This window comes from Micromonospora sagamiensis (assembly GCF_014680085.1).
Classification (GTDB): Bacteria; Actinomycetota; Actinomycetes; order Mycobacteriales; family Micromonosporaceae; genus Micromonospora; species Micromonospora inyonensis.
In genome coordinates this window covers 639,491-663,106 of record NZ_AP023438.1, presented here as the reverse complement: position 1 = coordinate 663,106, position 23,616 = coordinate 639,491, and the positions used below count along the sequence as shown (strand labels likewise).

Genomic DNA, 23,616 nt, shown 5'->3' with positions numbered 1-23,616 from the left:
GTGACGCTGACCGCTTCGACGGGACACCGAGGGGGAAGTTATGCGGGCCATGTTCGGCCGGCTTCTGGCCGACGTGCGGCACTGGCGGAACCTCGATCTCTACACCGTGGCGCTGGTGACCCTGGTCGTCGCGGCACTGACGATGGTGGGTGCTGATCTCCCGGACGATGTGCGCTGGTCGGTGCTCTTCGGCGCGCTGGGCCTGTTGGTGCTGCGGACGGCAGCGGCCACCTGGACAGCCGGCTCGAGCGATCGGGTACTGCTGGACCGTTCGGCGTTCCTGACGGATCCGGTCAACGAGAGGCTGCGTGGGGCCAGGGAGGTTCTCGTCTTCGCGCCGACGGCCGAGAACTTCCTCAACCGGGAACGGTGCGAGCTCCTGCGTACCGGGCCGCTCGCGAGACGGGACGGGTCGGTGCGGGTGGTGGTGCTGGGACAATCGGAGACCGAGGACGTCTCCGCCGTCGTACGACAGCTCGACCTTCTGCTCGAGATCCCGGTCCAGCAGGTGGCCGACTCCTTGCGCGAGACGCATCAGCGACTCGCCAGCATGGCGCGCTGGCAGGTGCCCGGCGCCTTCGGGTACCGGACCCTCCCGTTTAGTCCCGGCTTCAGCATCGTTGCCGTCGACCCGTCCGGCAGGGACGGCTTCGTCGTCGTGGAGTTCCACGGCTTCCGCAGTGACACGATCACCTCCCGGATGCACCTGCGACTGGTACGCGGGCGGGACGACCCCTGGTACGACTACTGGCTGGAGCAGTTTCACGCGATCTGGCGATCGGCTGAGCCACGACAGGGGGCGTGACGACGCCTCGCCGGAACCTGACGGTTCAACCGGGGTGCCGGGTGCCGTGCAGGCGTACCCGACCGGCGAGCTGCACCGCGACGGCGTCGCCGACCCGGACGACGGCCGGCAGCCGACGGAGGCGGGGTGGCCGCTCCCCGTCGTAGTGGCTGGTGGCCTCGCGGACGGCGAGTTCCCCGGCGGCCATCGGCGGCAGCGTGCCGTCGGCCCGCAGCGTCCGGGCGAGGTCCCAGCCGTCGCGCAGGCCGCCCCGGGTGGGGCGCCCCGCCGCCCACCCGAGGAACGTCGCCGGCCAGGCGCGACCGAGGCCGGCGGCGAGCAGTGGCCAGTGCCGGCCGACCTCCCCGGCCCGCTTGCGCAGGAGCGCCGTCCGCGCCGCGTCGAGCCGGTGGGTGTCGAAGCCGGGCGGCGCGTCGGCCCCGGCGACCAGCGCCGCGACCAACGCGGCCTGCCGGTCGGCCAGGCTGCCGCTCACGTGATCACCGGCCAGCCGGCGGCGGTGGCGAGCGCGTCCAACTCGGCGCGCAGCGCCGCCGCCGGGGGATACCGCCCGTCCCGTTCGAGCAGCAGCGCGGGCGGGCGGTGCCGGGCGCAGAGCGCGCCGACCAGGTCGAGGACCTCCGGCGGTACCGGGTCGGTGTGCGTGTCGTGGTAGAGCCCGTCATGCTCGGCGCCCCCGGCGACGTGCACGTACGCGATCCGTTCGAGCGGGAGCCGGTCGAGCAGCGCGACCGGGTCGGTGCCCCGGTTGCGGGCGTTGGCGTACACGTTGGCGATGTCGAGCAGCAGCAGGGCGTCGGTGCGTTCGAGGATCTCGGTGACGAACGCCCCCTCGTCCAGTTCGTCGTCGGGCCAGTCGAACAGGGCGGCGATCGGCTCCAGCGCGATCGGCACCGGCAGGTCCGCCTGTGCCCGCCGGACGTTGGCCGCCACCGCCTCGACCGCCTCCCGGGTGCGCGGCAGCGGTAGCAGGTGACCGGCCTCCACCCCGCCGGCCCGGACGAAGGCGATGTGCTCGCTGACCAGCGGGGCGTCGAGCAGGTCGGCGACCGCGGCCAGGTGGGCCACCCGGGTCGGCTCGACCGGGTCCGCGCCGCCGAGGGAGAGCCGCACCCCGTGCGGTACGACGGTGACGCCGGCCGCCCGCAACTCGGCGAGCCCGGCCGGCGGTGGCCCGGCCGGGGCGACACCCTCCGCGATCACCTCGACGAAGCGCAGGCCGGGCAGGTCGGCGACGAAGCCGGCGATCTCCGGCCGCCACCCGATGCCGACACCCGCCGGCGGTCCTGCCCGGCTCGCGCCGACGGACCCGGTCGTGCGGGGCGGCGTGGTCATCCCCCGCACCCGCCGCCGCACCCGCCACCGCCACCGCAACTGCTCCCACCACCGCAGCTGCTGCCCCCGCTGTCCCCGCCACCGCTGTCCCCGCCCCCGGCGCTGGTGCCGCTGCCGGCGGCCTGCCGCTGGATCGCGGCGGCGTCGGCGAAGTCGGGGTCGAACGCCCAGAGCGTGGCTGCGCCGAACAGCGCCACGCCCATCGCCGCCCCGGCCGCGCCGTAGGTGGCGTACGCGGGCGAGGCGGAGGGCGTCAGGTACCGGTAGTGGGCCCGCAGGTTGCTCAGGGCGGTCCGACCGGCGCGGGTCCGGTACGGCACCCGGGCGGCCTGCACCACGAAGATCACCGCGAGCACGACCATGGCGGCGACGAGGAAGCCCACCGGCTGGTCGTTCCGGATCCCGGCGAACAGGCGCAGGACGCCAACGAGGAGCAGCAGGAACAGCAGCGCCGGACCGAACCGGGCGGCACGACGCCGGTCGGCGTCGAGGGCCAGCCCCCGGTTCTCCAGGTCCTGGCGCAGTTGGCCGAGCGCGGTGGCCACCCAGTGGTCCTGCGGCAGGTCGCCGGTGCGGACGCCCCGCCCGGCCGCGTGGTGCACCGCCTGGTCCAGCGCGGTGGCACCGGCGGGCAGCGGACCGGTGGCCCGTAGCAGTTTGCGCCGGTCCGCCCCGACCGCCCCGACGCTGCGCAGGGCGCCGATGGAGCTGTAGACGGCCAGCCGCGCGCCGCCGTTGAGGTATGCCGCCTGCTCCGGGCCGAGGTGGTCGTAGCCGGGCGGCCGGCGACCGTCGAAGAGCCAGGCGCGGTGGAGGGTCGAGCCGAGCACCACCAGCGCGGCGACCAGGAGGTAGCCGGCGAGGAAGGTGGGGCCGGAGATACCCCAGGTGTCGCCCGGTGCCGCCAGTAGGGTCATCGTCTCTGCTCCTGTCCGCGAGGGGTGGCGGCCCCATTGTGGAGTAGGCCCGCCAGCGAGGGAACGGCCGGTGAGCTGCCGTCATGCGCCGATCCGGCGATCCCGACGCTCGGGTCGCGACGGGCGCGCCGGGGTGGGTCGCCGGGGAGCGGCGGAGCGCGCCGGAGCCGGTCAGCGGCGGCGCACCGCCTCCTCGACCAGGTCGAGCACCGGACCGAGGTCACCGGCGGGGCGCCCCATCGCCAGGTGCAGCACCAGGCCGTCGTAGGCCAGTTCGAGGAAGCGGGCGAGTACGTCGATCGACACGTCCTCGCGGAGCACGCCGGCCTCGCGCTGGCGGGCCAGCCGCTCCCGGGTCGCCTCGGCGATCGCGGCTGAGCGCTCGGCCCAGCGGCGGGCGAAGGACGGGTCGGTCCGCAGCCGGCGGGAGACCTCCAGCTGGCTGCCGAGCCAGCCGGCGGTGTCCGGGGACATCGCGCGGGCGAGCAGGTCCCGCATGACCTGCACCAGGCCGTTGCGGGCCACGGTCTCCACCATCGCCGCCGCGTCGTCCTCGGCGACGGCGAGGAAGAGGGAGTCCTTGTCCCGGAAGTGGTGGAAGATCGCCCCCCGGGAGAGACCGGTAGCCTCCTCCAGCCGGCGGACGGTGGCTCCCTCGTAGCCGTGCCGGGCGAAGCAGGCCCGCGCGGCGGCGAGGATCTCCTGGCGGCGCGCGTCGAGCTGGTCCTGGCTTACTCTGGGCACGTCCCGATCGTTCCAGGTGCCCCGCCCCGATGCAAACCGTACGTACGGCTTGAGACTCTGTCCGGCCGCCGGAGCGCCGCCTACGATCGCGGGATGACGTCCCTGCCCTCCGCCACGTTGACCGTGGCCGCCGTCCAGGCCGACCCCGTGCCGGGTGACGTGGCCGGCAACGCGTCGAGCGCCGCCCGGCTGGTGCGTCGGGCGGTCGACTCCGCCGCCCGGCTCGTGGTCCTGCCCGAGCTGTTCCTGTCGGCGTACCATCCGCCGGTCCTCGGGGCCGACCCGGCCGGCACCGACGTCGCGGCCGGGCCGGACGCCCTGGTCGCCGATCCCCGGCTCGACCCGGTGCGCGCGGTGGCCCGGGAGACGGGCACGGTGGTGGTCCTGAGCGCGGCGGTCCGGCACCCGGACCAGCGACGGACCATCTCCGCCCTGGTCGTCGACCGGGCCGGGACGGTCCGCGTCGGCTACGACAAGCAGCAGCTCTGGAGCGAGGAACGGAAGCTGTTCACCCCGGGCCGGCGTGGGGCGACGCTGACGGTCGACGACTGGCGGTTCGGCCTCGGCATCTGCTACGACGGCTGCTTCCCCGAGCACGGTCGCGCCGCGGCAGACGACGGGGCGCACGGCTACCTCTGCCCGAGCGGCTACGTGGTCGGGTCCGCGCACCGACGGGACGTCTACTACGCGGCCCGGGCGCTGGACAACACCATGTACGTCGTGTTCGCCAACTCCGTCGACGGCGTCGACCCCTGGCGGTTCAACGGCGGCGCGGCGGTCTACGACCCGGAGGGGCGGTGCCTGGTGCGCGGCGCGGACACCGGGGAGGCCGTGCTGGTCGCGACGCTCGATCCGGAGCAACTGGCCCGGACCCGCGCCGACCATCCGATGCTGGCCGACCGGTTGCCCGACCAGGGACCCGAGCGGAACCGGGTCACCGGCTGAGCCCACGACCGTCGAACCGCCCGCAACCCGGCGGCGGTAAATCGGTTGCCATCCGGACGCACGGTGGCGAGCATGGTCCGCGCAGAGCGCACTCCGGGCGTCGCCCGGTCGAGGAGAGGGGGTCGGTCATGGCCGTCTTCGCAGGGTCCATCCACCTGCCTCAATCAGCCTCGATCAAGGGATCACCGACCCAGTGCGTGAACACGACATCGACCCGTCGGCGCGCGAGCGCCGACCGCGCGGCAAACGCCGCTTCGACGACGACGAGACACCGTTCCTGAAGCACGGCCGGCAACCCCGGCCGGCATCCGTCTCCGACGACGGGGACCCCGACCATCCGCTGGTCGGTGACCGCTGGTCGACCTGGGACCAGGCGATCCACGGCCCCGAGCCGTACCCGGACTGGGTGGTCACCGAACTCGCCGCCCAGGACACCGAACTCGGGGTGCTCAAGACGGGCAAGGAGGCGGACGTCCACCTCGTCCGGCGTGCGGTGCCCGACACCGACCGCTCCTGCCTGCTGGCGGTCAAGCGTTACCGGGCTCCGGAGCACCGCCTCTTCCACCGGGACGCCGGTTACCTGGAGGGCCGCCGGGTGCGGCGTTCGCGGGAGACCAGGGCGATGGCCGGCCGTACCAGCTTCGGGCGGCAGATGATCGCCGGGCAGTGGGCGGCGGCCGAGTTCGCCGTGCTCTCCCGGCTCTGGGAGATCGGGGTCTCCCTGGGTACGGTCGCCGTGCCGTACCCGGTGCAACTGATCGGCACCGAGCTGATGCTGGAGTTCATCGGCGACGTCGACGAGGGGCAGGCCGCCCCCCGGCTCGCCCAGCTGCGGCCCGAGCCGGACGAGCTGCGCGGGCTCTGGGAGCAGCTGGTGGACGTGCTGGTCGTGCTGGCCCGCACCGGTCACGCCCACGGCGACCTGTCGCCGTACAACCTCCTGGTGCACGACGGCCGGCTGGTCCTCATCGACCTGCCGCAGGCCGTCGACGTGGTGGCGAATCCGCAGGGGGCGGAGTTCCTGGCCCGGGACGTCCGCGTCGTGAGCACCTGGTTCGCCGCCCGGGGACTCCCGGCCGAGCTGACCGATCCGGCCGCGCTGACCGGGCAGTTGTTGCGGGAGGCCGGACTGCGCTGACCGGGCAGTCGCCACGTGCTGCCGGACTGCGCTGACCGGTGCACGGGCCGGCCCCACCGACCGGGCGGGGCCGGCCCGCACCGGGTCACTGGAGGTAACGTTCGACCTCCGGCACGGGCCGGACGCCCTGGCTCTCCGGGTCGTTGTGGGTCTGCCGGGCCGCCCGGCGGCGACGGAGCAGGTCCCAGCACTGGTCCAGTCCCTCCTCCAGTTCGCGCAGCCGCGCGCGGGCGTCGTCGTCGGTGCCGGCCTGCGCGGACTGCGCGTCCGCCCGGAGCCGGTGCTCCTCGTCGACCAGCTCGGCGATGCGGTTCAGGATGGTCTTGTCGTCCATGTGTCGAGCCTGGCACAGGCCGCCGGGCCGCGCCCGGCTTCCCACGCGTCGGCGACGGTTCGGGTAGGTTGCCAGCCGATGACCGTCACCATCCGCCGATTCCGGCCCGAGGACGCCACCGACGTGGCCGCGGTGCTCCGGGTCGCCGCGCCGTACTGGGTGTTCAGCGCGGTGGCGCTGCGCTGGCAGGCGGCCCACGGGGCGCCGGCGGCGCGGCACCGGATGCTGCTCGCCGAGGTCGACGGCGAGGTGGTCGGGGTCGCCCGGACCGGACTGCTGCACGAGAGCGCCGAGCCGGGACTCGGTTACGCCAACCTGAACGTGCTGCCGCAGCGGCGGGGCAGGGGAGTGGGTTCGGCCCTGCTCGCCGCCGCCGAGGAACGGCTGCGGGCGATCGGCGTGCGGGTGGCGTACGCCAAGGTGACCGACGACCCGGCGGCGGTGGGCTTCGCCGAGCGGCACGGCTACCGGCGCGGGCGGGCCACCACCCACCTGCGGCTGGACCTGGCCACGGGGGCGCTGCCGGCGCCGCCGGCCCTGCCCGGGGTGCGGATCGCCAGCGCGGCCACGCTGGCCGGGGACCCACGTCCGTTGTACGAGGCCGACCTGGACGCCTCGCGGGACGAGCCGGGTGACGTGGGCATGGACGCGACCGGCTACGCCGACTGGCGGACCACCTACTGGGACCGTCCGGACCTGGACCGGACACTGACGACCGTGGCGATCTGCGACGGGGTGGTGGCGGCGTTCAGCTTCGCGCTGACTGATGGCTCAATCCGTTTCCAGTCGGGGATGACCGGGACGCGGCGGGCGTACCGAGGGCGCGGGCTGGCGGGCGCGGTGAAGCGCGCCGCGCTGCACCGGGCTGCCGAGGCGGGCTTCGCGACCGCTCTGACCAGCAATGATGCGGGAAACGAGGCGATGCTGGCGATCAATCGCCGGCTCGGGTACGTCCCGGTGGCCGCCGAGTGGCGGTACCGGCGGACGCTGTTCCGCTGACGACCTGCGCAATTGTCCTTTATGGACGGCGCAATTGTTGTCAACGAAAATTTCTCGCCCCCGCTCTGGTGAACCGGACATCGTGATGGCATGCTCAGCGGGTCCTGTGACTCGGAATGACGGTTCCGCGACTCAGTGGTGATACCGGGAGGAGCCCAGAAGGTGGGAACACCGCACCCCTCCCCGGCGCATGTCAGTCGTCCCACGAGGGTCCCCCTGCGCCGGATGCTGCCCGCCCTGGTCCGCGATCCGGCCCGCGCGCTCATCGACGCGGGTAACCGGACCGGGGGCAACCTCGCCCGCATCAACCTCGGCTCGTTCCGCCCCTATCTGGTCACCCATCCCGAACACGTGCAACACGTGCTGCGGGAACGGGCGGAGAACTACGAGCGGGCCGGTGACGGGCTGTTCTGGCGACCGGTCAAGCGGCTCTTCGGCGAGGGGATCCTCGGCGAGGGGCAGATCTGGTCGGCCAGCCGCCGGATGCTCCAGCCGATGTTCACCGCCAAGCGGGTCGAGTCGATGATCGACGGGATGGCCGAGGCGATCTCCGACGCCGTCGACGAGCTGGGCACCCCGTCCCGCGTCGGACGACCGGTCGACATCGGTGCCGAGCAGGCCCGGATCGTCTGCCGGGCGATCATGAAGGTGCTCTTCGCCGACAAGATCTCGGTGGCCGACGCGATGCGGGTCGTCGACGCGCAGGACGCCATCGCCAGCGCGGTGATCCCCCGGATCGTGGTGCCCTTCGCACCGCTGTCGCTGCCCATGCCCGGCGACCGGACCTTCCGCCGGGCCGTCCGGGTCGTCGACGACGTCCTCGTGCCCATCGTGCGGGAATCCCGGGCCACGGCGGAGGAGGGCGACGACATCATCTCCACCCTGTGGCGGGCGCGTACCGACGACGGCCGGCAGCTCGACGAGCGGCAGGTCCGCAACGACACGGTGGCGATGTTCGCGGCCACCACGGAAACCACCATCAACGTGTTGACCTGGCTCTGGCCGCACCTGGACGAGCACCCCGAGGTCGCCGACCAGCTCTACGAGGAGATCAACCGGGTGGTGGGCGACGAACCGGTCCGCCGCGAGCACCTCGGCGAACTGCGCTACACCCGGATGGTCCTCGACGAACTGCTGCGCCTGTACCCGATCGGGTGGCTGATTCCCCGCCGCGCGGTCGCCGCCGACGTGGTCGGCGGCGTGCGGATCGAGGCCGGCGCGACGGTGGTGGCGAGCCCGCTGATCACCCAACGGATGTCGGCGTTCTGGGACCGGCCCGACGAGTTCGACCCGGAGCGGTTCCGCCCCGAGCGCGTCCGGGCCCGGCACCGCTACGCCCACTTCCCCTTCGGCGGTGGCCCGCACCAGTGCCTCGGCATGTACCTGTTCTACCTGGAGGCGCAGCTCATCGTCGCCACGATGCTGAGCCGGTACCGGTTCCGGCTCGCGCAGCCCGGGGTGCCCGGGCTGCGGCTGGCGGCCGCGCTGCGTCCCCGCCGCCGGGTGGAACTGACCCTCACCGGCGCGGCGCCCTCGGCCGCCGCCTGAGCGGAGCGGACGGAATGGACCTCAACACCCAGGCCGCGGAGGCCGTCGAGCAGGGCCGGATCTGTGCCCTCGCCGCCCGGGGGCAGCGCGACCTGCAGAAGCTCGCGGCCGGGTACCCGGAGCTGTTCTCCGGTGCGCCCTTCGACGCCGCCCTGTTCGGCAACATCGCCATGGCCATGGCGTTCAGCGCACCCTGGTGCACCCTGGAGGAACTGCGGGTCACCAACCGTGCCGTGCTGTGGGGGTTCGCCCTCGACTGGCAGGTGGACTACCTGGCGAAGTCCCGGACGGAGATCGACCGTCTGACCGAGACCAGCCTCGCGGTGGTCGACGGTGCCACCCCGGCGTCGGACGACCCGTTCGCCCGGTTCTTCGCCGAACTCTGCGCCGACCTGGCCGCCGCGCCGGCGTACCCGCGCCTGCGTGACGCGTGGCGGGCCGCGGTGCACCGGACGCTGGCCGCGATGGCGGTCGAGTGGGAGTGGCGGGCGGCCCGGCGGGACCTCACCGGCACGCTGCCGACCTTCGAGGAGTACCTCGCCAACGCCGACAACCTGGCGTGCACGGTGGTCAACGTCGCGCACTGGATCCACACCGGCGACGACGGGACCCACCGTTCGCTGTCCCGGCTGGTCGAGGCCAGCGACGAGGTGCAGCGGGTGCTGCGGCTGGTCAACGACCTCGGTACGTACCAGCGGGACCTGGAGTGGGGCGACCTCAACGCGATCATGCTGGTGGCCGACCGGGCGGAGGTCGAGCAGCGGGTCGAGGTCCTCACCGGACGCTGCCACGAGCTGCTGGCCCCCCTGGCGGAGGAGTGCCCCCGGCAGGCGACGTACCTCGCCCGGCAGGTCGGCTTCACCAGCGGCTTCTACCGTTCCACGGACTTCTGGGGGGCTCGGTGAGCGCGAGGAGTGCAGCGGAGCGGAGCCCCGCAGTCGCGAACGGAGGGGAGGCTCGGTGAGCATCCTCGCCGCCGTCGGGGACCTGCTCGGCGAGATGACGGCGACCCCGACGGGACAGTCCTCGGTGTCGGTGTACGAGACCGGGCGCCTGGTCAGCCTGTCGCCGTGGTTGACGCTGCACGCCGCGCGGATCCGCTACCTGCTCGACGCGGAACACCCGACCGGCGGCTGGGGAGGCCCCGGCGGCTACGGTCTGGCACCGACGCTCAGCGCCACTGAGGGACTGCTCGCCGCGCTGCGCCGAGGTGACCTGGCCGGGACGTCGGACCCGCTCCACCGGGGCGCGGTCGCCGCGGTGGACCGGGGACTGGCCGTCCTCGGTGACCGGCTCGCCGCCGTTCCCGCGTCGGCCCTGCCGGACATGCCGGCCATCGACCTGATCGTACCGGCCCTGGTGGAGGCGCTCACCGTCCACCTGGACGCGATGCGGGACGACCCGGTGACCGGATTGGAGCGGTGGCGGACCGCGCCCCGGTTGCCGTTGCCGCCGGGTATGACGCCCACCCGGTTGGCCCGGGTCCGCGCGGCTCTGACGTCGGGCCATCCGCTGCCGGAGAAGCTGATGCACGCGCTGGAGGTCGCCGGTCCGGCGGCGCGCCGGGCGGCCGGGGTCGTCCCGGTCGGGCCGGGGACGGTCGGCGCCTCACCTGCGGCGACGGCCGCCTGGCTCGGCGTCCCCGACGCCACCACCTCGGCCGCGCGGGCATACCTGGAGGGGGTCGTCCGCCAGCACGGCGGGCCGGTCCCGTGCACCAGCCCGATCAGCGTCTTCGAACGGTCGTGGGTGCTCAGCACGCTGTCGAGGGCCGGGGTGCCGCTGAGTGCCCCGCCGCCGGTGCTGGCCAGCCTGCGGGACACGCTCGGCCCGGCCGGCACGGCCACCGCCCCCGGTCTGCCGGTGGACGCCGACACCACCTCGGTGACCCTCTACGCGCTCGCCCGCGCGGGTCAGCCGGTCGACCCGTCGAGTCTCCGGTCCTTCGACACCGGGGAGCACTTCTGCACCTGGCCGAAGGAGGACGGCGCCTCCATCACCACCAACGCGCACGTGCTGGACGCCGTCGGCTGGCACCTGCGGCACGGCGGTGCGCGGGCGGAACACCTCGCCCCGGTGGTGCGCCGGCTGACCACCTGGCTCGCCGAACGGCAGGCACCGGAAGGCTCGTGGAGTTCCGACCGCTGGCACGCGTCGCCGTACTACGCCACGAGTTGCGCGGTGCTCGCCCTGCACGGGTACGGCGTCGGCGCGTCGGTGGAACCGGTGGTGCGGCGGGCGGTGTGCTGGGTGCTCGCCGGTCAGCACCCCGACGGTTCCTGGGGGCGGTGGGGCGGTACGGCCGAGGAGACCTCGTACGCCCTCCAGGTGCTGCTCGCCGCCGGGCAGGCCTCGTCCGACCAGTGTGCCCAGGCGATCGCACGGGGCTGGCGGTGGCTGGTCACGATGGACGGTTTCGACGGTGGACCGGCGCTCTGGCACGACAAGGATCTGTATCGTCCGTCACTGATCGTCCGCGCGGCGGCGCTCGCGGTGACCTGGTGGGGACGCACGTCGGCCGGTCCGGATCCGGTCGAGGCGGGCCCGTCTTCCCGTAGCGCCATGATCAGGATCGCTTGAGTGAACCTCCCGACGCTGCTAGCGTGCGCCGGGGTCGATCGGTGCGTCGACCGCCCACGCTCGGGCACGTCAATCGAATACCCGGCCAGGACGGTGTAATGGGTTCCCGCAGTACGAATCTCCGTACGAAAGTCGTCGCACTGCTCGCGTCGCTCGTCGCGCTCTGGGCCTTCGCGGCGTGGGTGACCGTCGGGGACGGCTTCAACCTGCTCGGGGTCCAGACCCTCAACGCCCGGGTCTTCGCGCCCAGCGAACCGCTGCTGCTGCAGTTGCAGAAGGAACGTCGTCTCTCCCTGGCGTACCTGGGACGGCCGGAGGCCGGGCAGCTGGAGGCGTTGCGCGCGGAGCGGGACCGCACCGACGAACTGGCCCGCGCGTTCGAGGCGTCCGCGGTGAACTGGCGTACCGAGATCCCGGCGAGCACCGAGGTCGAGCGGGCGGTGGACAACGTGCTCACCGGCCTGGACGAACTCTCCCGGACCCGGACGGCGATCGACGACAAGAGCATCGACCGGGCAACGGCCCTGACCTCCTATGTGGAGGTGGTCGACGCGATGTTCCGGCTCTACGACGAGCTGGGTGGTCTCGACGACCAGCAGGTCGCCCACGACACCGCCGCCCTGATCGAGCTCAACCGCGCCCGGGAACTGCTGTCCCAGGAGGACGCGCTGCTGCACGGCGCCCTCGCCGCCGGTCGGGTCACGTCCGCCGAGCAGGCGCAGTTCGCGCAGCTGGTCGGTGCTCAGCGGTACATCGCAGCCAGCACCATCAGCGCCCTGCCCGTGGCGGACCGCAACCGATACCAGCAGATGTCCCAGGGGGAGGCGCACCAGCGCCTGCGCACCCTGGAGGACCGGGTCATCCAGGCCCGCAACACCGAGTCGCGCCCCCCGGTCGAGCTGGACGCCTGGCGGAGCGCGGTCGACCCGGCGTTGCAGCAGCTCAACGACGTCGTGGGTGCCGGCGGCGACGATGTGGTGGACCGGGCCACGCCGGTGGCCGTCGGGGTCATCACCCGGCTGGTGCTGGCCACCGGTCTGGGTCTGCTCGCCGTCGTCGCCTCGATCATCGTCTCGATCACCACCGCCCGGGCGCTGCTGCGGCAGCTGGAGCGCCTGCGGGAGGCCGCGTTCCAGCTCGCCCGGGAGCGGCTGCCGAACGTGGTCGAGCGGCTCGGCCGGGGCGAGGAGGTCGACGTGGCCGCCGAGGCGCCTCCGCTGGAGTTCGGCGACGACGAGATCGGGCAGGTGGGCCAGGCCTTCAACGTCGTGCAGGAGACCGCGATCCGGACCGCCGTCGAGCAGGCCGAGTTGCGGCGCAACGTCCGCGACGTCTTCCTCAGCCTGGCCCGGCGGACCCAGGCCCTGGTCCACCGGCAGCTCACCCTGCTCGACGCGATGGAGCGGCGGGAGAACGACGCCGAGGAGCTGGAGGACCTGTTCCGGGTCGACCACCTGGCCACCCGGATGCGGCGCAACGCGGAGAACCTCATCGTCCTCTCCGGCTCCACCCCGGGCCGGGCGTGGCGACGCAACGTCCCGATGGTCGACGTGGTCCGGGGCGCGGTCGCCGAGGTGGAGGACTACACGCGGGTCAACGTGCTGCCGCTGGGGCAGGTCTCGCTGGCCGGTCGTGCGGTGGGTGACATCATCCACCTCCTCGCCGAGCTGATCGAGAACGGGCTCTCGTTCTCGCCGCCGCACACCACGGTGGAGGTGCGCGGGCAGTTGGTGGCCAACGGTTTCGCCCTCGAGATCGAGGACCGGGGCCTGGGCATGAGCGAGGAGGACCTGGCCGCCGCCAACGAGCGCATCGTCGACCAGTCGGAGCTGAACCTCGCCAACGCCACCCGGCTCGGCCTCTACGTGGTCAGCCGGCTGACCGAACGGCACGGGATCCGGGTGCACCTGAAGGAGTCCCCGTACGGTGGCACCACGGCGGTCGTGCTGATTCCGCTGGCGCTGGTCACCGCCGACGAGGAGGAGCCCGGTGCGCCGGGCACCCCCCACGCCGGTGCCGTCGAGCCGCCGGTCGGGCCCGCCCTGATCGGCACCGAGCCGTCCGGTCCGCGTCCGGCCCTGCCGGTGGCGCTGGCCGAGCCGGGGTCGCCGCGCCGGGTGCCCGAGGGCACCGGCGACGAGCCCGACCAGCTCCCCACCCGGGTACGGACGACGCTGGAGCGCCCTCGGGCACCGCAGGACACGCCGGCCGAGAGCGGGACCGGCCTGCCGACCCGCTCCCGACTCTGGTCGGAGCAGTCCGCGCTGGACGGTCCCACCTTCCCGACCGGCCTGCCGGTGGCCACCCCGCGTACCGAACCCGCGCGGAAGGTGGAGCACGGTGGCCCGACCCCGTGTCCGGCGGCGGAACCGCCCCGCACGGAGTCCGGTCTGCCGATGCGGGTCCGCCAGGCGAACCTCGCGCCCGAGTTGCGGGACGAGACGCCCGTCGTGGACACCCCGGAGGACGACGAGGCGGTTCGTCCGCCCGAGCAGGTCCGGCGGATGATGAGTTCGTACCAGACCGGTACCCGGCGCGGCCGTACCGACGCGGCCCGGCTGCTGGGTGGTCCGGCCCGCGGTCCGGAGCCGGCGGACGCGCCGGACGACGAGGACCGGCAAGCGACGTGAGCGGGGCGCGGTGGCGGGCGATCCCGTCCACCGGCCCTGGAGTGAGCCCAGACGAGCACGGCGACCAGCCGGGTTGAGAAGAGGACGACGAGTGGCGCAGAAGACGGCTTCGAGTGCCGACCTGACGTGGTTGTTGGATGATCTGGTCGGCCGGGTGAAGCAGGCCGAACACGCTATCGCTCTCTCCACGGACGGCCTGCTGATGGCCTCGTCCCGGGGGCTGAGCCGGGACGACGGCGAGCACCTGGCGGCGATGGCGGCCGGCATCCAGAGCCTGGCCCGGGGGGCGGGCAAGCGGTTCGGTGGCGGGCAGGTGCAGCAGACCATCATCGAGATGCAGTCGTCGTTCCTGTTCGTCACGGCGGCCGGTCGTAACGCCTGTCTCGCCGTGCTCGCCTCGGAGGACGCCGACGTGGGGCTGATCGCGTACGAGATGGCGATGCTGGTGACCCGGGTCGGCAAGTACGTCGCCTCGCCGTCCCGATTGTCCGAGCAGTCGGCCACCGCCGAGAAGTAGCCCGTCATGACCGTTACCGGGGGGCCGATGGAAGAGCAGTGGGTGGACGACCATGCGGGACCGGTGGTGCGCCCGTACGCGGTGACTCGCGGACGGGCCCGACCGGTCACCGGCACGTTCGACCTGATCTCCCTCGTGACGGCGATCCAGTCGGATGTCACGCCGGAGGCGGGTCTCGGGCCGGAGCACCTCGCGATCGTGGGGCTCTGTCAACGGATGCAGTCCGTCGCGGAGATAGCGGCGCATCTCGACCTGCCGGTGGGCACCATCCGGGTGCTCCTGGGTGACCTGGTGGCCCGCAATCTGGTGCAGGTCCGTGAGCCGCGGGCCACCGGCGGCCTTCCCGACGACAGCATTTTCGAGGCGGTTATCAATGGACTACGGGCACTCTGAGCAGCCGGCGGAGACGGTGCCCACTGCGATCAAGATCTTGATCGCGGGTGGTTTCGGCGTGGGCAAGACGACCATGGTCGGCGCGGTGAGCGAGACCCGACCGCTGCGTACCGAGGAGGTCCTCACCGAGTCGGGGGTCGGCATCGACGACCTGTCCGGGGTGGAGGACAAGGCGACCACGACCGTGGCGATGGACTTCGGCCGGATCACCATCAGCGACGACCTGGTGCTCTACCTCTTCGGCACGCCGGGCCAGGACCGGTTCTGGTTCGTCTGGGACGAATTGGCGCTCGGCGCGCTCGGCGCGGTGGTCCTCGCCGACACCCGTCGCCTGGCCGACTGCTTCCCCTCGATCGACTACTTCGAGGGACGGGGCACCCCGTTCGTGGTGGCGGTGAACTGCTTCGAGGGAGCCCGGCGCTACCAGCTCGACGAGGTGCAGGCGGCGCTCAACCTGGACCCGGACGTGCCGGTGCTGCTCTGCGACGCCCGGCAGCGGCAGTCCAGCAAGGAGGTCCTCATCACCCTGCTGGAGCACGCCATGAAGGTCCGGGCCGCGCGCAGCGCCGCCGGGGGCTGACCGTAGGCCGGTGACCGGGAACGGGGGTGCCGCGACGGGGACCGGAACCGGGGTTCACGGGGCAGGTTCGGTCGTCAGCCGGTAGCACTCGATGGTCCTGAGGACGTCCCGCCGCACCGTCGCCTCGTCGGGGCCACGGAAGCGGAAGGCACCGCCCACGTGGAGATAGCCCCCGGTACCGTCGAAGACCTCGCCGACCTCGGGGAGGACCTCGGCGTGGATTCCGTCGACCACACCCCGCAGCGACGTCCGCGCGACCACCCGGCTGGGCAGCGGACGCGGCTCGGGGAAGATGAGCCAACCACCCCCGGTGGGCTCGGTGTGCGCCGAGGCGGGGGTGGCCGGCGGGAGACCGACCGTCAGGCGGAACGTCTCCGCGAGCAGGTCGATGCCGAACAGTTCCCGGTGCAGGTCCGGCAGGGGCCCGCCACCGGGGCGCAGCCCCACCTCCAGGAAGACCAGTTCGTCGCCGGGGGTGTGGAACAGTTCCAGGTGGAACGGACCGTCCACCAGATCCAGTGCGTCCAGGCAGCGCCCGGCGAAGTCGGTCACCCGGTCGCGGAGCGGGCCCGGGTCGAGCAGCACCGATCCCAGGGGGCTGCCGTTGGCGAAGTCGAAGCAGGTGTTCACGTACGCCGAGGCGCTCACGAAGTGGAAGCGTCCGCCCCGGCGTACCCCGTCGACGTGCAGCACCCGGCCCTCGATCAGCTCCTCGCACTCGTGCGCGGCCAGGTCCAGCCCGGTCAGGGCCTCGGCCAGCTGCTCGGCCGTGTCCACCCGCCGCACCCCGGCCGAGGCGACCCCCGAGCGCGGCTTGACGATGACCGGTAGCCCCAGGCTGGTGACGATGTCCTTCGCGAGCAGCGTCGGATCCGTACCGGGGACGAGTTCGGTGAACCGTGGGGTACGCAACCCGGCGGCGGCCACGCGCTCCTTCATGTACGGCTTGTCGCGGAAGCGCCGCGTGAACTCGTGGTTCCACCCGGGCAGCCCCAGCGCCTCCCGCAGCCGGGCGGCGGTCAGCAGATCCCACTCGGAGATCCCGACGACGCCGGAGAAGGACCCCAGCCTCGCGGTCAGTGCCCGGGCCACGGGCAGCACCGTGTGGAAGTCGAGATCCGTCACCACGACGGTGTCGAGAGCGTTCGCGGTGTCCAGGACCGACGTGCCGGCGGCCAGGGTCAGGTAGGCCATCCGTCCCTCGTGCGGCCGGAGATACCGGTGGTACTCCCCGAACTCGTTGCCGAACCGGTTGAGGACCAGGTAGCGCGGTACGTCGCTCATGCCGCATCCTCGCTCTGCCGGACGGCGGGCGCGGTCCCGACCGGTGGCGTGCCCTCGGCCGGTGGTGCGGTATCGGCCGGTGTGGAGGAGCGCTCGGCGGCCAGGCAGATCACCGCGCCGACCGCCGCCGTCCCGACCAGGAGCAGCAGGACGTCGCGGATGGTGTCCACGGTCGGCGCGGTGCCGCTGCCCTCCCGGAGCACCGCGCCCATCACGGCGGTGCCCACCATCGAGCCCACCTGCATCGACGTGACCAGCACCCCGGCGGCGCCTCCGGCGGACTCCGGCCGGACCCGGTGGAGCGCGACGGTGGCCAACGGGGTGAAGAGGAAGGCGTTGCCGATCCCGATCACCACCATCGGCGCGACCAGTCCGGCCCAGCCGGCCTCCGACCGGGTCTGCGTGAACGTCCAGAGCAGACCGGCGACCGTGGCGGCCATTCCGAAGAGCAGCAGGTGCCGGCCCTCGACCTTCTCCGAGAGCTTGCCGGCCACCGGGTCGAACACGACCGAGAGAAGCGACGCCACCATGAGCAGCAGCCCGGCCCGCCACGCACCGAACTCCAGCACGGACTGGAAGGTCACCGAGAGCACGACGATGAGACCGATCACGGTCAGCGAGACCACGACGGAGAAGACGTTCATCACCGCGAAGTTGCGGTCCCGGAAGAGCGCGAACGGCACCAGCGGTTCGCGGTCCTGGCGGCGCCGCTGCTGCGCCAGGAAGACGGCGAAGAGCACCAGCCCGGCCGCGATCACCGCCCAGATCCCGCCGTTCCACGAGTACCGCGCGCCCTGACTGAGCCCGAAGGCCAGCAGGAGCAGGAAGGCCGTGGCCAGCATGACACCGGCGAGGTCGAGCCGGTGCTCCTTGCGCCCACCGGTCGCCGGGATGGTCGCCGCGGCGAGGGCCAGCATGACCACGCCGACCGGGATGTTGACGAAGAAGACCCAACGCCAGTCGAGGCTGCTCACCAGGAATCCGCCGACGACCGGGCCGAGCACGGCCGCCGTGCCGCCGACGCCGCCCCGGATGCCCAACGCCATGCCGCGCCGTTCCGGCGGGAACGCCTCCACCAGCAGGGCCATGGTCTGCGGGACGAAGAGGGCCGCGCCCACCCCCTGGACCGCGCGGGCGGCGATGAGCTGGCCCGGACCGTCGGCCAGGCCACCGGCGAGACTGAAGACGGTGAACACCGCGACGCCGAGGAGGAAGATCCGCCTGCGCCCGTAGAGGTCGCCGAGGCGGCCCGCCGTGATCAGCAGGGCGGCCAGCGCGAGGATGTAGCTGCTCAGCGCCCAGACCACCTGGTCCAGTGAGGCGTCCAGGTCCCGCACGATCTCGGGGATCGCGATGGCGAGCACCGCGATGTCCAGCTGGGACATGAAGTACGCCAGGCACAGCACGGCCAGGATGGCCCACGGATTGCCGCGCAGTCTCGTCGTCACCGGTCACGCCAGATCATCGGGGGCACCTTGTTCGTCCGTTCCACCCGGTGCAGTCTCGCGACCCGCTCGACGGTCACCGCCTCCGGGTAGGTGTGCAGGATCGGGGGAAGGTCGTACCAGGTCCGGACCAGCCAGTCCCGGACTTGCGCCGGATCGGCCTCCCCGGTGAAGTGCACGCTCATCTGCCGTACCGAGTGCCGTGACTCCGGACTGCGGGTGAGGACGAGCTGCGCCTCGGTCACGCCGGGATTCTCCCGCACCCCGGCGAGGATCTCGCCGATGCCGAAGAGCGAGCCGTAGAGCTTGATGGCGTCGTCGGCCCGGCCGACCACGCGTAGCGCCTGCGGCCGTCCACACCGGCAGGAGGCGGCCGCGACCCGGTCGCCGAGCCGGTAGCGGACGGTCGGCACCGTCCACCCGTCGCCGGTACGGGAGAGCAGCGCCCCGTCGTCGTCGAGTTCCAGCAGCTGGTCCGGCATCAGGTGCAGGGTCGACAGGTCACAGCCGGGGTCGTTGGTGGCGATGACGAAGGTCTCCACCGAACCGTAGTTCGCCCAGAAGCGTGCCTGCGGGAAGGCCGCCCGCACGGTCGCCTCCTTCGCGGGGGTCCACGGCTCGGCCATCCAGATCACGCGGCGGACGTCGAGGTCGACGCCGTGGTCGAGCACCCCCCGGGCCAGGTCGGCCAGCGCGGTGGGCGTTCCGGCCAGCGCGTCGACGCCGACCTCCCGGAAGATGGGCAGCCAGTCCGCGACCTCGTCCGGTCCGTACGGGCCGGCGGGCAGGACGTGGCACCGGCTGCGCTCGGCCAGCGTCTGCATGTAGTAGTGCGACGCCCACAACCGGCCCGGCGTGAAGAGGTTGAGCAGCACGTTTCCCGGTTCGAGCGGTCGCCAGACGGCATGGAGCCGGTCGATGGCCTGGTGGTGGGCGACGAAGGTCAACTTCGGTCGTCCGGTGGTGCCGCCGCTGGACATCACCGCCGCGCCGCCGTCGGCGGTGAGGTGCCGTGACACCGCGAGGATCTCGGCCGGGCCGGTGACGGTGAGGTCGGCCAGCCCGGTGACGGAGTCCGGCACCGGCGCCCCACCGATCGCGGCCAGCTCCTTCGCCTGTACCAGCAGCCCCTCCCAGGGCAGCTCCCCGATGATCATCGACTCTCCCGGTCGGCCAGCCAGCGCGCGTGACCCCGCTGGTACGCCTCGAACCGGGCGGTGACCAGGGACCGGGCGACGACGTCCTGCTCGGCGTCCATGGAGAACCCGATCGCCCCGTCCACCTCGATCTCGGAGAGCCAGAACCGCTCGCCGTCGGAGATGAAGTCGACCGAGAAGTACGGCGTGGGCAGGCGCTCGGTCAGGTAGGCGACGGTGCTGTCGAGTTCGGCCGGCAGGTCGGTGAACGCCCGGTCGTGCCGGCCCCCCACGGTCTTGGTGACCATCAGGCAGTAGCCCTCCTTGCCGCCCTGCAACACGGTGTGCGCCCGCCCGTCGACGACGTACACCCGGGTCTCGCGGGGGTCCCGGACGTAGGGCTGGGCCACCAGCGGCGTGTCGGATCCACCGGCCAGGCCGATCACGCCGCGCAGGTCGTGCACGTTGTGCACCACCGAGATGCCGAGGCCCATGCCCCAGTTCGCCGGTTTGATGATCATGGGATAGTCGAGGCCGGCGAAGGCCTCGTCGTAGTGCCCGGTCATCGCCTCGCGTCCGCTGGCCACCCGGACCGTGGGCAGCGGCGGCACCGGGCTCTGCGCCAGGTGCACGACGGTGGCCAGCTTGTCCTCGCCGAGGTAGGTGAGCCAGGGTGGGATCGGCAGGTAGAAGCCGAGCGTCTCCAGGACGGTGAAGAGGTAGACCTGGTTGGCGACGTCGACCACCTGGTGCGGCAGGGAGTAGATGGCCGTGACGAAGATGGTGTCCTCCGGCGTGACCCGCTCACCGTTGAGGTACACCCGGGGCCGCGCGGGATCGGTCGCGTCGACCGCGACCTCCTCCGGCTTGTGCAGGCTCATCCGTAGGCCGAGCGTGGCGGCGATCTCGCGGTAGGCGCCCCAGACGCCCTGCTCCTCGTAGTCGCGCTGCCAGGCGGTGCCGCGGTCGGGATAGATCCAGCACAGTCTCGTCGCGGGGCTGGGCGAGGTGGTCAACGGTTCTCCTTGACGAAGTCGCGGAGCACCGAGGTGAACTTCTCAGGCTCCTCCAGGAACGGCATGTGCCCGCTGTGCGCGAAGGTCGCCAGCCGGGCGTCGGGCATGGCCCGGTGCAGCCACGCCCCGACGTCGGTGGGGTAGACCTGGCTCTGCGCGCCGTGCACGAGCAGCGTGGGCAGCGTGGTCGTGGTCAACTGCTCCCGCCAGTCCCGGGTCAGCACGTCGAGCCAGAGCGCCAGCACGGAGACGACCGAACAGCTCCGCGTCTCGGTGACGAGCCGCTGGAGTCGGGCCGGGTCGGGCGTGGACCCGGCGGCGAAGGAGCGGCGCACCAGATCGTCCAGGAACCCCTGCGGATCGGTCCAGATGGCGCGCTGGGTCTGGATCGCGCCGGCCGCGTCGAGCCCGCCGAAGGCGGCGTGTGTCCAGTCCGGGCCGGCCAGGATCCGTGGCGACATCTCGACCGAGACCAGCTTCGACACCCGGTCCGTACCGAAGAGGTCCAGGTAGGTCCAGGCGACGCCCGCGCCGAGCGACCAGCCGACGAGCGTCACGTCCCGCAGTTCGAGGCGGTCGACGACCGCCCGGACGGCCCGTGCCGCGTCGTCGATGGTCCAGCCCGGCGACGGATCGGGGGTGTCCCCGTGACCGGGCAGATCCACGGTCACCACGTCGTGGTCCTGGCTCAGGTCGGCCGCCACCTCGTCGAAGTAGGCCGAGGTCATCGCCAGCCCCGGGATGAAGAGCAGGGTGGGTGTCCGGCTCAGTCGGCGGTGGCGGAGCAGGTTCGCGCTCCGGTGTGCGGGCACGGCGGTTTCCCCTTCCGGCGAGGACACCCACTGACGGCGCAGGAGTGACTTGTGCGGCTTGCCGACCGCGGTGTAGGCGAGGGCCGCCACGAGGTGGACCGGACCGGTCAGGCCGTGCCGGTCGAGCACGGCGCGGATCGACGCCTCGGCCTCCGCCGGGGCCACGTCCGGCTCGGGCCGGGCCACGATCACGACCCGGTCGCGGTAGGCGCCGGGCTCGACCGGCAGGGTGACCGACTCCCGCACCGGGCAGTGCTGCTGGATCTCCTCGTCCAGCATGGGCGCGAGCAGCAGGCCCTCCCGCGCCGCCAGCGCCTCGCTGACCCGGCCCAGGATCCGGTAGGAGCCGTCGGCGTTGCGCTGGGCGACGTCGCCGGTCCAGTACTCGCCGTCGCGGAAGGTGCGCGCGTGCGCCTCGGGGTTGTTGAGGTAACCCTCGCTGGTGTACGCGGACCGGAGCACCAGCTCCCCGACGGAGTCCGGAGCGGGACCCGGGCCGCCGTTCGGCAGGGGCTCCAGTCGGGCGCTCACCCCCCGCACCAGCGACATGTCCGCGTCGGTCTGCACCGTGTCGGTCAGGTTCACCGCGGCCAGGCCGAACTCGGTCGAGCCGTAGAGTTGCCGGATACGGATCCCGAGCACCGCGTCGGCGTCCCGGATCAGCTGCGGGCTGACGTACGTCCCACCGCAGAAGGGCAGCCGCAGCGAGCTGACGTCCGCGCCGCCGCGCCGCCGGGCGGCCTCGATGAGCTGCTCGTAGTGGCGGGGCAGCGCGCTGATCACCGTCGCCCCGCTGTCGGCCAGCGCCCGCAGCTGCTCCGCACCATCGGCGTGCGGGTCGCCGAGCACGAGTTCGCCACCACCGAGCAGGGCGGCGAAGACGTGCAGATCCGTGGCGTGTGCGACGTCCAGCGGGTGGCGGCAGAAGAAGACGTCCTGTGCGGTGAGCCCGGTGTGCCGGATCCACCGGCGTCGCTCGGCGACGAACCTGTCCTGCCGCCAGGCCATCATCTTGGGGAAACCGGTCGAACCGGAGGTCCACAGCAGCCGGAACCGGCCCCGGCCGGACGCGCCCGACGTGGGCGGGAGCGGGTCGGCCGTCGACAGGTCGGCGAGGTCCAGCACCGGGGTCGTGCCGGGCAGGGGAGCACGGCGGCCGTCCGCGACGACCACCGTCGGTCCGGTCAACTCCAGCGCCGTCCGCACGTCCTCGGTGCCGAACTCACGGATCATGGGTACGTACGTCGCCCCGAGCCGGGCGACCGCCAGCATCAGGGCGACGTAGCCGATGCTGTTGTCCATCGAGACCGCCACCACGTGACCGTCGCCCACCCCGGCACGGGCCAGGCCACCACCCACCCGGTCGGTCAGGGCGCAGAGCTGCGTGTAGGTCGCGGTGTCGCCGTCGGTGGTGCGGACGGCAGGAGCCCGCGGATCACGGTCGGCGACGGCGCGGACGGCGTCGTAGAGCACGGCGTTCCCCTTCGAGCGTGGGCGGACACGTCACCCGCGACCGGCGTCAGGCGGGCGCCCAACCCGCGTAGGCGGCGAACCGCCAGTCCTTGACCAGGCAGTCGACCTCCGCGAAACCGGCCTCGCGCAGCCAGCGCAACTGGCTGTCCAGGTCGGCGCAGATGTCGTGCTTCATGCGTTCCCGCCCGGCCGCCCATTCGTCGGGCGGGGTGTCGGAGTCGACCACGTGCCGTTCGTGGCGTTGGTCGTAGACGGCCTCGAGTGCCGGGAAAGGAGCCAGGATCTGGTCGACGTTGACGAATGCGCCACCGGGCTGTAGCGCGCCCAGGATCCGTTTGAAGAGGCCCTGTTTGTCGGTGTGCGACAGGTGGTGGATCGCCAGTCCGGAGACCACCGCGTCGAAGGGTTCGTCGGGCAGTGCCTGGGTGAGGTCGGCGACCCGGATCTCGATGCCCTGGTCACCGGCGAAACGCTGCCGCGCCTTCGACAACATGAGTTCGGAGCGGTCGACCAGGGTCAGGCGTGCATTCGGCAGGCTGCGGCGCAGGGTTGCGCTGAGCAGGCCGGTTCCGGCGCCGAGGTCGAGAATTCTGCCGTCGGACGGGACGTTGGCCGTGACCACGGCTGCCGCGCTCGAATAGAGCAGGTCGAACGAGGGGATGAGCTGACGTCGTAGTCCGTCGTACGACTCTGGATTCCACAGGTCCTTGTCGTTGGCAGGCGGACGGGCCATGCGACACCCTCCTGGTGGGAGCTTGTGCACGAGGTTCGACAGAAATCGACTCATGATCGCGTGATTGCGAAAGGCATCGTGACACGGCCGGTCGGCGTTCGCAGCCCTCGGTTCAGGAAGCGTTATTCAATCGAAATGCTTCCATGTGTCAGTGTGGATCGTGTTGTTCCATCGTCGTTTCGACATTCACAACGGCAAATCGCTCTGACCTGGGTGCCGGATGTCGCCGAGGCTCGTCGCGGTCGAGCGGCG

Annotated in this window: 22 protein-coding genes; 11 read left to right on the top strand and 11 right to left on the bottom strand. The window is 72.5% G+C overall.

The window, feature by feature from the left end; translation table 11 throughout:
• Positions 1 to 40: 40 nt before the first annotated feature.
• Positions 41 to 805: a hypothetical protein gene (locus IGA62_RS02490; protein ID WP_186499765.1), complete on the top strand. Its 765-nt coding sequence runs from the start codon at positions 41 to 43 to the stop codon at positions 803 to 805.
• A gap of 25 nt (positions 806 to 830) precedes the next feature.
• Here the strand turns inward: IGA62_RS02490 and IGA62_RS02485 are convergent, their stop codons facing one another.
• The 4 genes from IGA62_RS02485 to IGA62_RS02470 all read right to left on the bottom strand — a co-directional run bounded on the left by IGA62_RS02485 (position 831) and on the right by IGA62_RS02470 (position 3,801).
• Positions 831 to 1,280 (bottom strand): hypothetical protein, encoded by a 450-nt coding sequence (locus IGA62_RS02485; protein ID WP_145816575.1) that lies wholly within the window; start codon positions 1,278 to 1,280, stop codon positions 831 to 833.
• Positions 1,277 to 2,140 carry a DUF692 domain-containing protein gene (locus IGA62_RS02480; protein ID WP_145816577.1) on the bottom strand — a complete coding sequence of 288 codons (864 nt, stop codon included), beginning with the start codon at positions 2,138 to 2,140 and terminating at the stop codon, positions 1,277 to 1,279. Before IGA62_RS02480 ends, IGA62_RS02485 begins: the two co-directional genes overlap by 4 nt.
• Entirely contained in the window at positions 2,137 to 3,057 is a 921-nt protein-coding gene (locus IGA62_RS02475) for a TIGR04222 domain-containing membrane protein (RefSeq protein ID WP_145816579.1), read from the bottom strand. The genes IGA62_RS02480 and IGA62_RS02475 overlap by 4 nt, the downstream gene beginning before the upstream one ends.
• A gap of 171 nt (positions 3,058 to 3,228) precedes the next feature.
• Positions 3,229 to 3,801, bottom strand: a complete 573-nt coding sequence (locus IGA62_RS02470; protein WP_091460277.1) for a TetR/AcrR family transcriptional regulator — start codon at positions 3,799 to 3,801, stop codon at positions 3,229 to 3,231.
• 93 nt (positions 3,802 to 3,894) lie between these two features.
• Between IGA62_RS02470 and IGA62_RS02465 the strand changes: the two genes are divergently transcribed.
• Positions 3,895 to 4,746 (top strand): carbon-nitrogen hydrolase family protein, encoded by an 852-nt coding sequence (locus IGA62_RS02465; RefSeq protein ID WP_145816581.1) that lies wholly within the window; start codon positions 3,895 to 3,897, stop codon positions 4,744 to 4,746.
• 193 nt (positions 4,747 to 4,939) lie between these two features.
• Positions 4,940 to 5,884, top strand: coding sequence for a serine protein kinase RIO (locus IGA62_RS02460; RefSeq protein ID WP_145816583.1), 945 nt, complete (start codon positions 4,940 to 4,942; stop codon positions 5,882 to 5,884).
• An 85-nt stretch (positions 5,885 to 5,969) separates the two neighbouring features.
• Here the strand turns inward: IGA62_RS02460 and IGA62_RS02455 are convergent, their stop codons facing one another.
• A complete protein-coding gene (locus tag IGA62_RS02455) occupies positions 5,970 to 6,218 on the bottom strand; it encodes a DUF2630 family protein (protein ID WP_091460285.1) in 249 nt (82 codons plus the stop codon).
• Between the two features lie 78 nt (positions 6,219 to 6,296).
• Between IGA62_RS02455 and IGA62_RS02450 the strand changes: the two genes are divergently transcribed.
• From IGA62_RS02450 to IGA62_RS02415, 8 genes are all read left to right on the top strand, one after another.
• Positions 6,297 to 7,217: a GNAT family N-acetyltransferase gene (locus IGA62_RS02450; RefSeq protein ID WP_145816585.1), complete on the top strand. Its 921-nt coding sequence runs from the start codon at positions 6,297 to 6,299 to the stop codon at positions 7,215 to 7,217.
• A gap of 225 nt (positions 7,218 to 7,442) precedes the next feature.
• Entirely contained in the window at positions 7,443 to 8,765 is a 1,323-nt protein-coding gene (locus IGA62_RS02445; RefSeq protein ID WP_145821847.1) for a cytochrome P450, read from the top strand.
• Positions 8,766 to 8,779: 14 nt separating this feature from the next.
• Positions 8,780 to 9,670 (top strand): terpene synthase family protein, encoded by an 891-nt coding sequence (locus IGA62_RS02440; RefSeq protein WP_145816588.1) that lies wholly within the window; start codon positions 8,780 to 8,782, stop codon positions 9,668 to 9,670.
• 55 nt (positions 9,671 to 9,725) lie between these two features.
• A complete protein-coding gene (locus tag IGA62_RS02435; RefSeq protein WP_145816590.1) occupies positions 9,726 to 11,345 on the top strand; it encodes a prenyltransferase/squalene oxidase repeat-containing protein in 1,620 nt (539 codons plus the stop codon).
• Positions 11,346 to 11,443: 98 nt separating this feature from the next.
• Complete coding sequence (locus IGA62_RS02430) at positions 11,444 to 13,975, top strand: sensor histidine kinase (protein ID WP_145816592.1); 2,532 nt, start codon at positions 11,444 to 11,446, stop codon at positions 13,973 to 13,975.
• A 91-nt stretch (positions 13,976 to 14,066) separates the two neighbouring features.
• A complete protein-coding gene (locus IGA62_RS02425) occupies positions 14,067 to 14,492 on the top strand; it encodes a roadblock/LC7 domain-containing protein (RefSeq protein WP_145816593.1) in 426 nt (141 codons plus the stop codon).
• Positions 14,493 to 14,498: 6 nt separating this feature from the next.
• Positions 14,499 to 14,885 carry a DUF742 domain-containing protein gene (locus IGA62_RS02420; RefSeq protein ID WP_091460300.1) on the top strand — a complete coding sequence of 129 codons (387 nt, stop codon included), beginning with the start codon at positions 14,499 to 14,501 and terminating at the stop codon, positions 14,883 to 14,885.
• Positions 14,866 to 15,465: a GTP-binding protein gene (locus IGA62_RS02415; protein ID WP_145816596.1), complete on the top strand. Its 600-nt coding sequence runs from the start codon at positions 14,866 to 14,868 to the stop codon at positions 15,463 to 15,465. The genes IGA62_RS02420 and IGA62_RS02415 overlap by 20 nt, the downstream gene beginning before the upstream one ends.
• 54 nt (positions 15,466 to 15,519) lie before the next feature.
• Here IGA62_RS02415 and IGA62_RS02410 read toward each other — a convergent pair whose 3' ends face one another.
• Genes IGA62_RS02410 through IGA62_RS02385 form a run of 6 tightly spaced genes read right to left on the bottom strand, consistent with a single transcriptional unit; the run spans position 15,520 to position 23,364 of the window.
• Complete coding sequence (locus IGA62_RS02410) at positions 15,520 to 16,749, bottom strand: ATP-grasp domain-containing protein (RefSeq protein ID WP_145816598.1); 1,230 nt, start codon at positions 16,747 to 16,749, stop codon at positions 15,520 to 15,522.
• A complete protein-coding gene (locus tag IGA62_RS02405) occupies positions 16,746 to 18,197 on the bottom strand; it encodes an MFS transporter (protein WP_145816600.1) in 1,452 nt (483 codons plus the stop codon). The genes IGA62_RS02410 and IGA62_RS02405 overlap by 4 nt, the downstream gene beginning before the upstream one ends.
• Positions 18,194 to 19,351: an AMP-binding protein gene (locus IGA62_RS02400; RefSeq protein ID WP_145816602.1), complete on the bottom strand. Its 1,158-nt coding sequence runs from the start codon at positions 19,349 to 19,351 to the stop codon at positions 18,194 to 18,196. Before IGA62_RS02400 ends, IGA62_RS02405 begins: the two co-directional genes overlap by 4 nt.
• Complete coding sequence (locus IGA62_RS02395; protein ID WP_145816604.1) at positions 19,348 to 20,346, bottom strand: ATP-grasp domain-containing protein; 999 nt, start codon at positions 20,344 to 20,346, stop codon at positions 19,348 to 19,350. The genes IGA62_RS02400 and IGA62_RS02395 overlap by 4 nt, the downstream gene beginning before the upstream one ends.
• On the bottom strand, positions 20,343 to 22,631 hold the full coding sequence (locus tag IGA62_RS02390) for an alpha/beta fold hydrolase (RefSeq protein WP_145816607.1): 2,289 nt from the start codon (positions 22,629 to 22,631) through the stop codon (positions 20,343 to 20,345). Before IGA62_RS02390 ends, IGA62_RS02395 begins: the two co-directional genes overlap by 4 nt.
• 46 nt (positions 22,632 to 22,677) lie before the next feature.
• Entirely contained in the window at positions 22,678 to 23,364 is a 687-nt protein-coding gene (locus tag IGA62_RS02385) for a class I SAM-dependent methyltransferase (protein WP_145816609.1), read from the bottom strand.
• Positions 23,365 to 23,616: the final 252 nt, after the last annotated feature.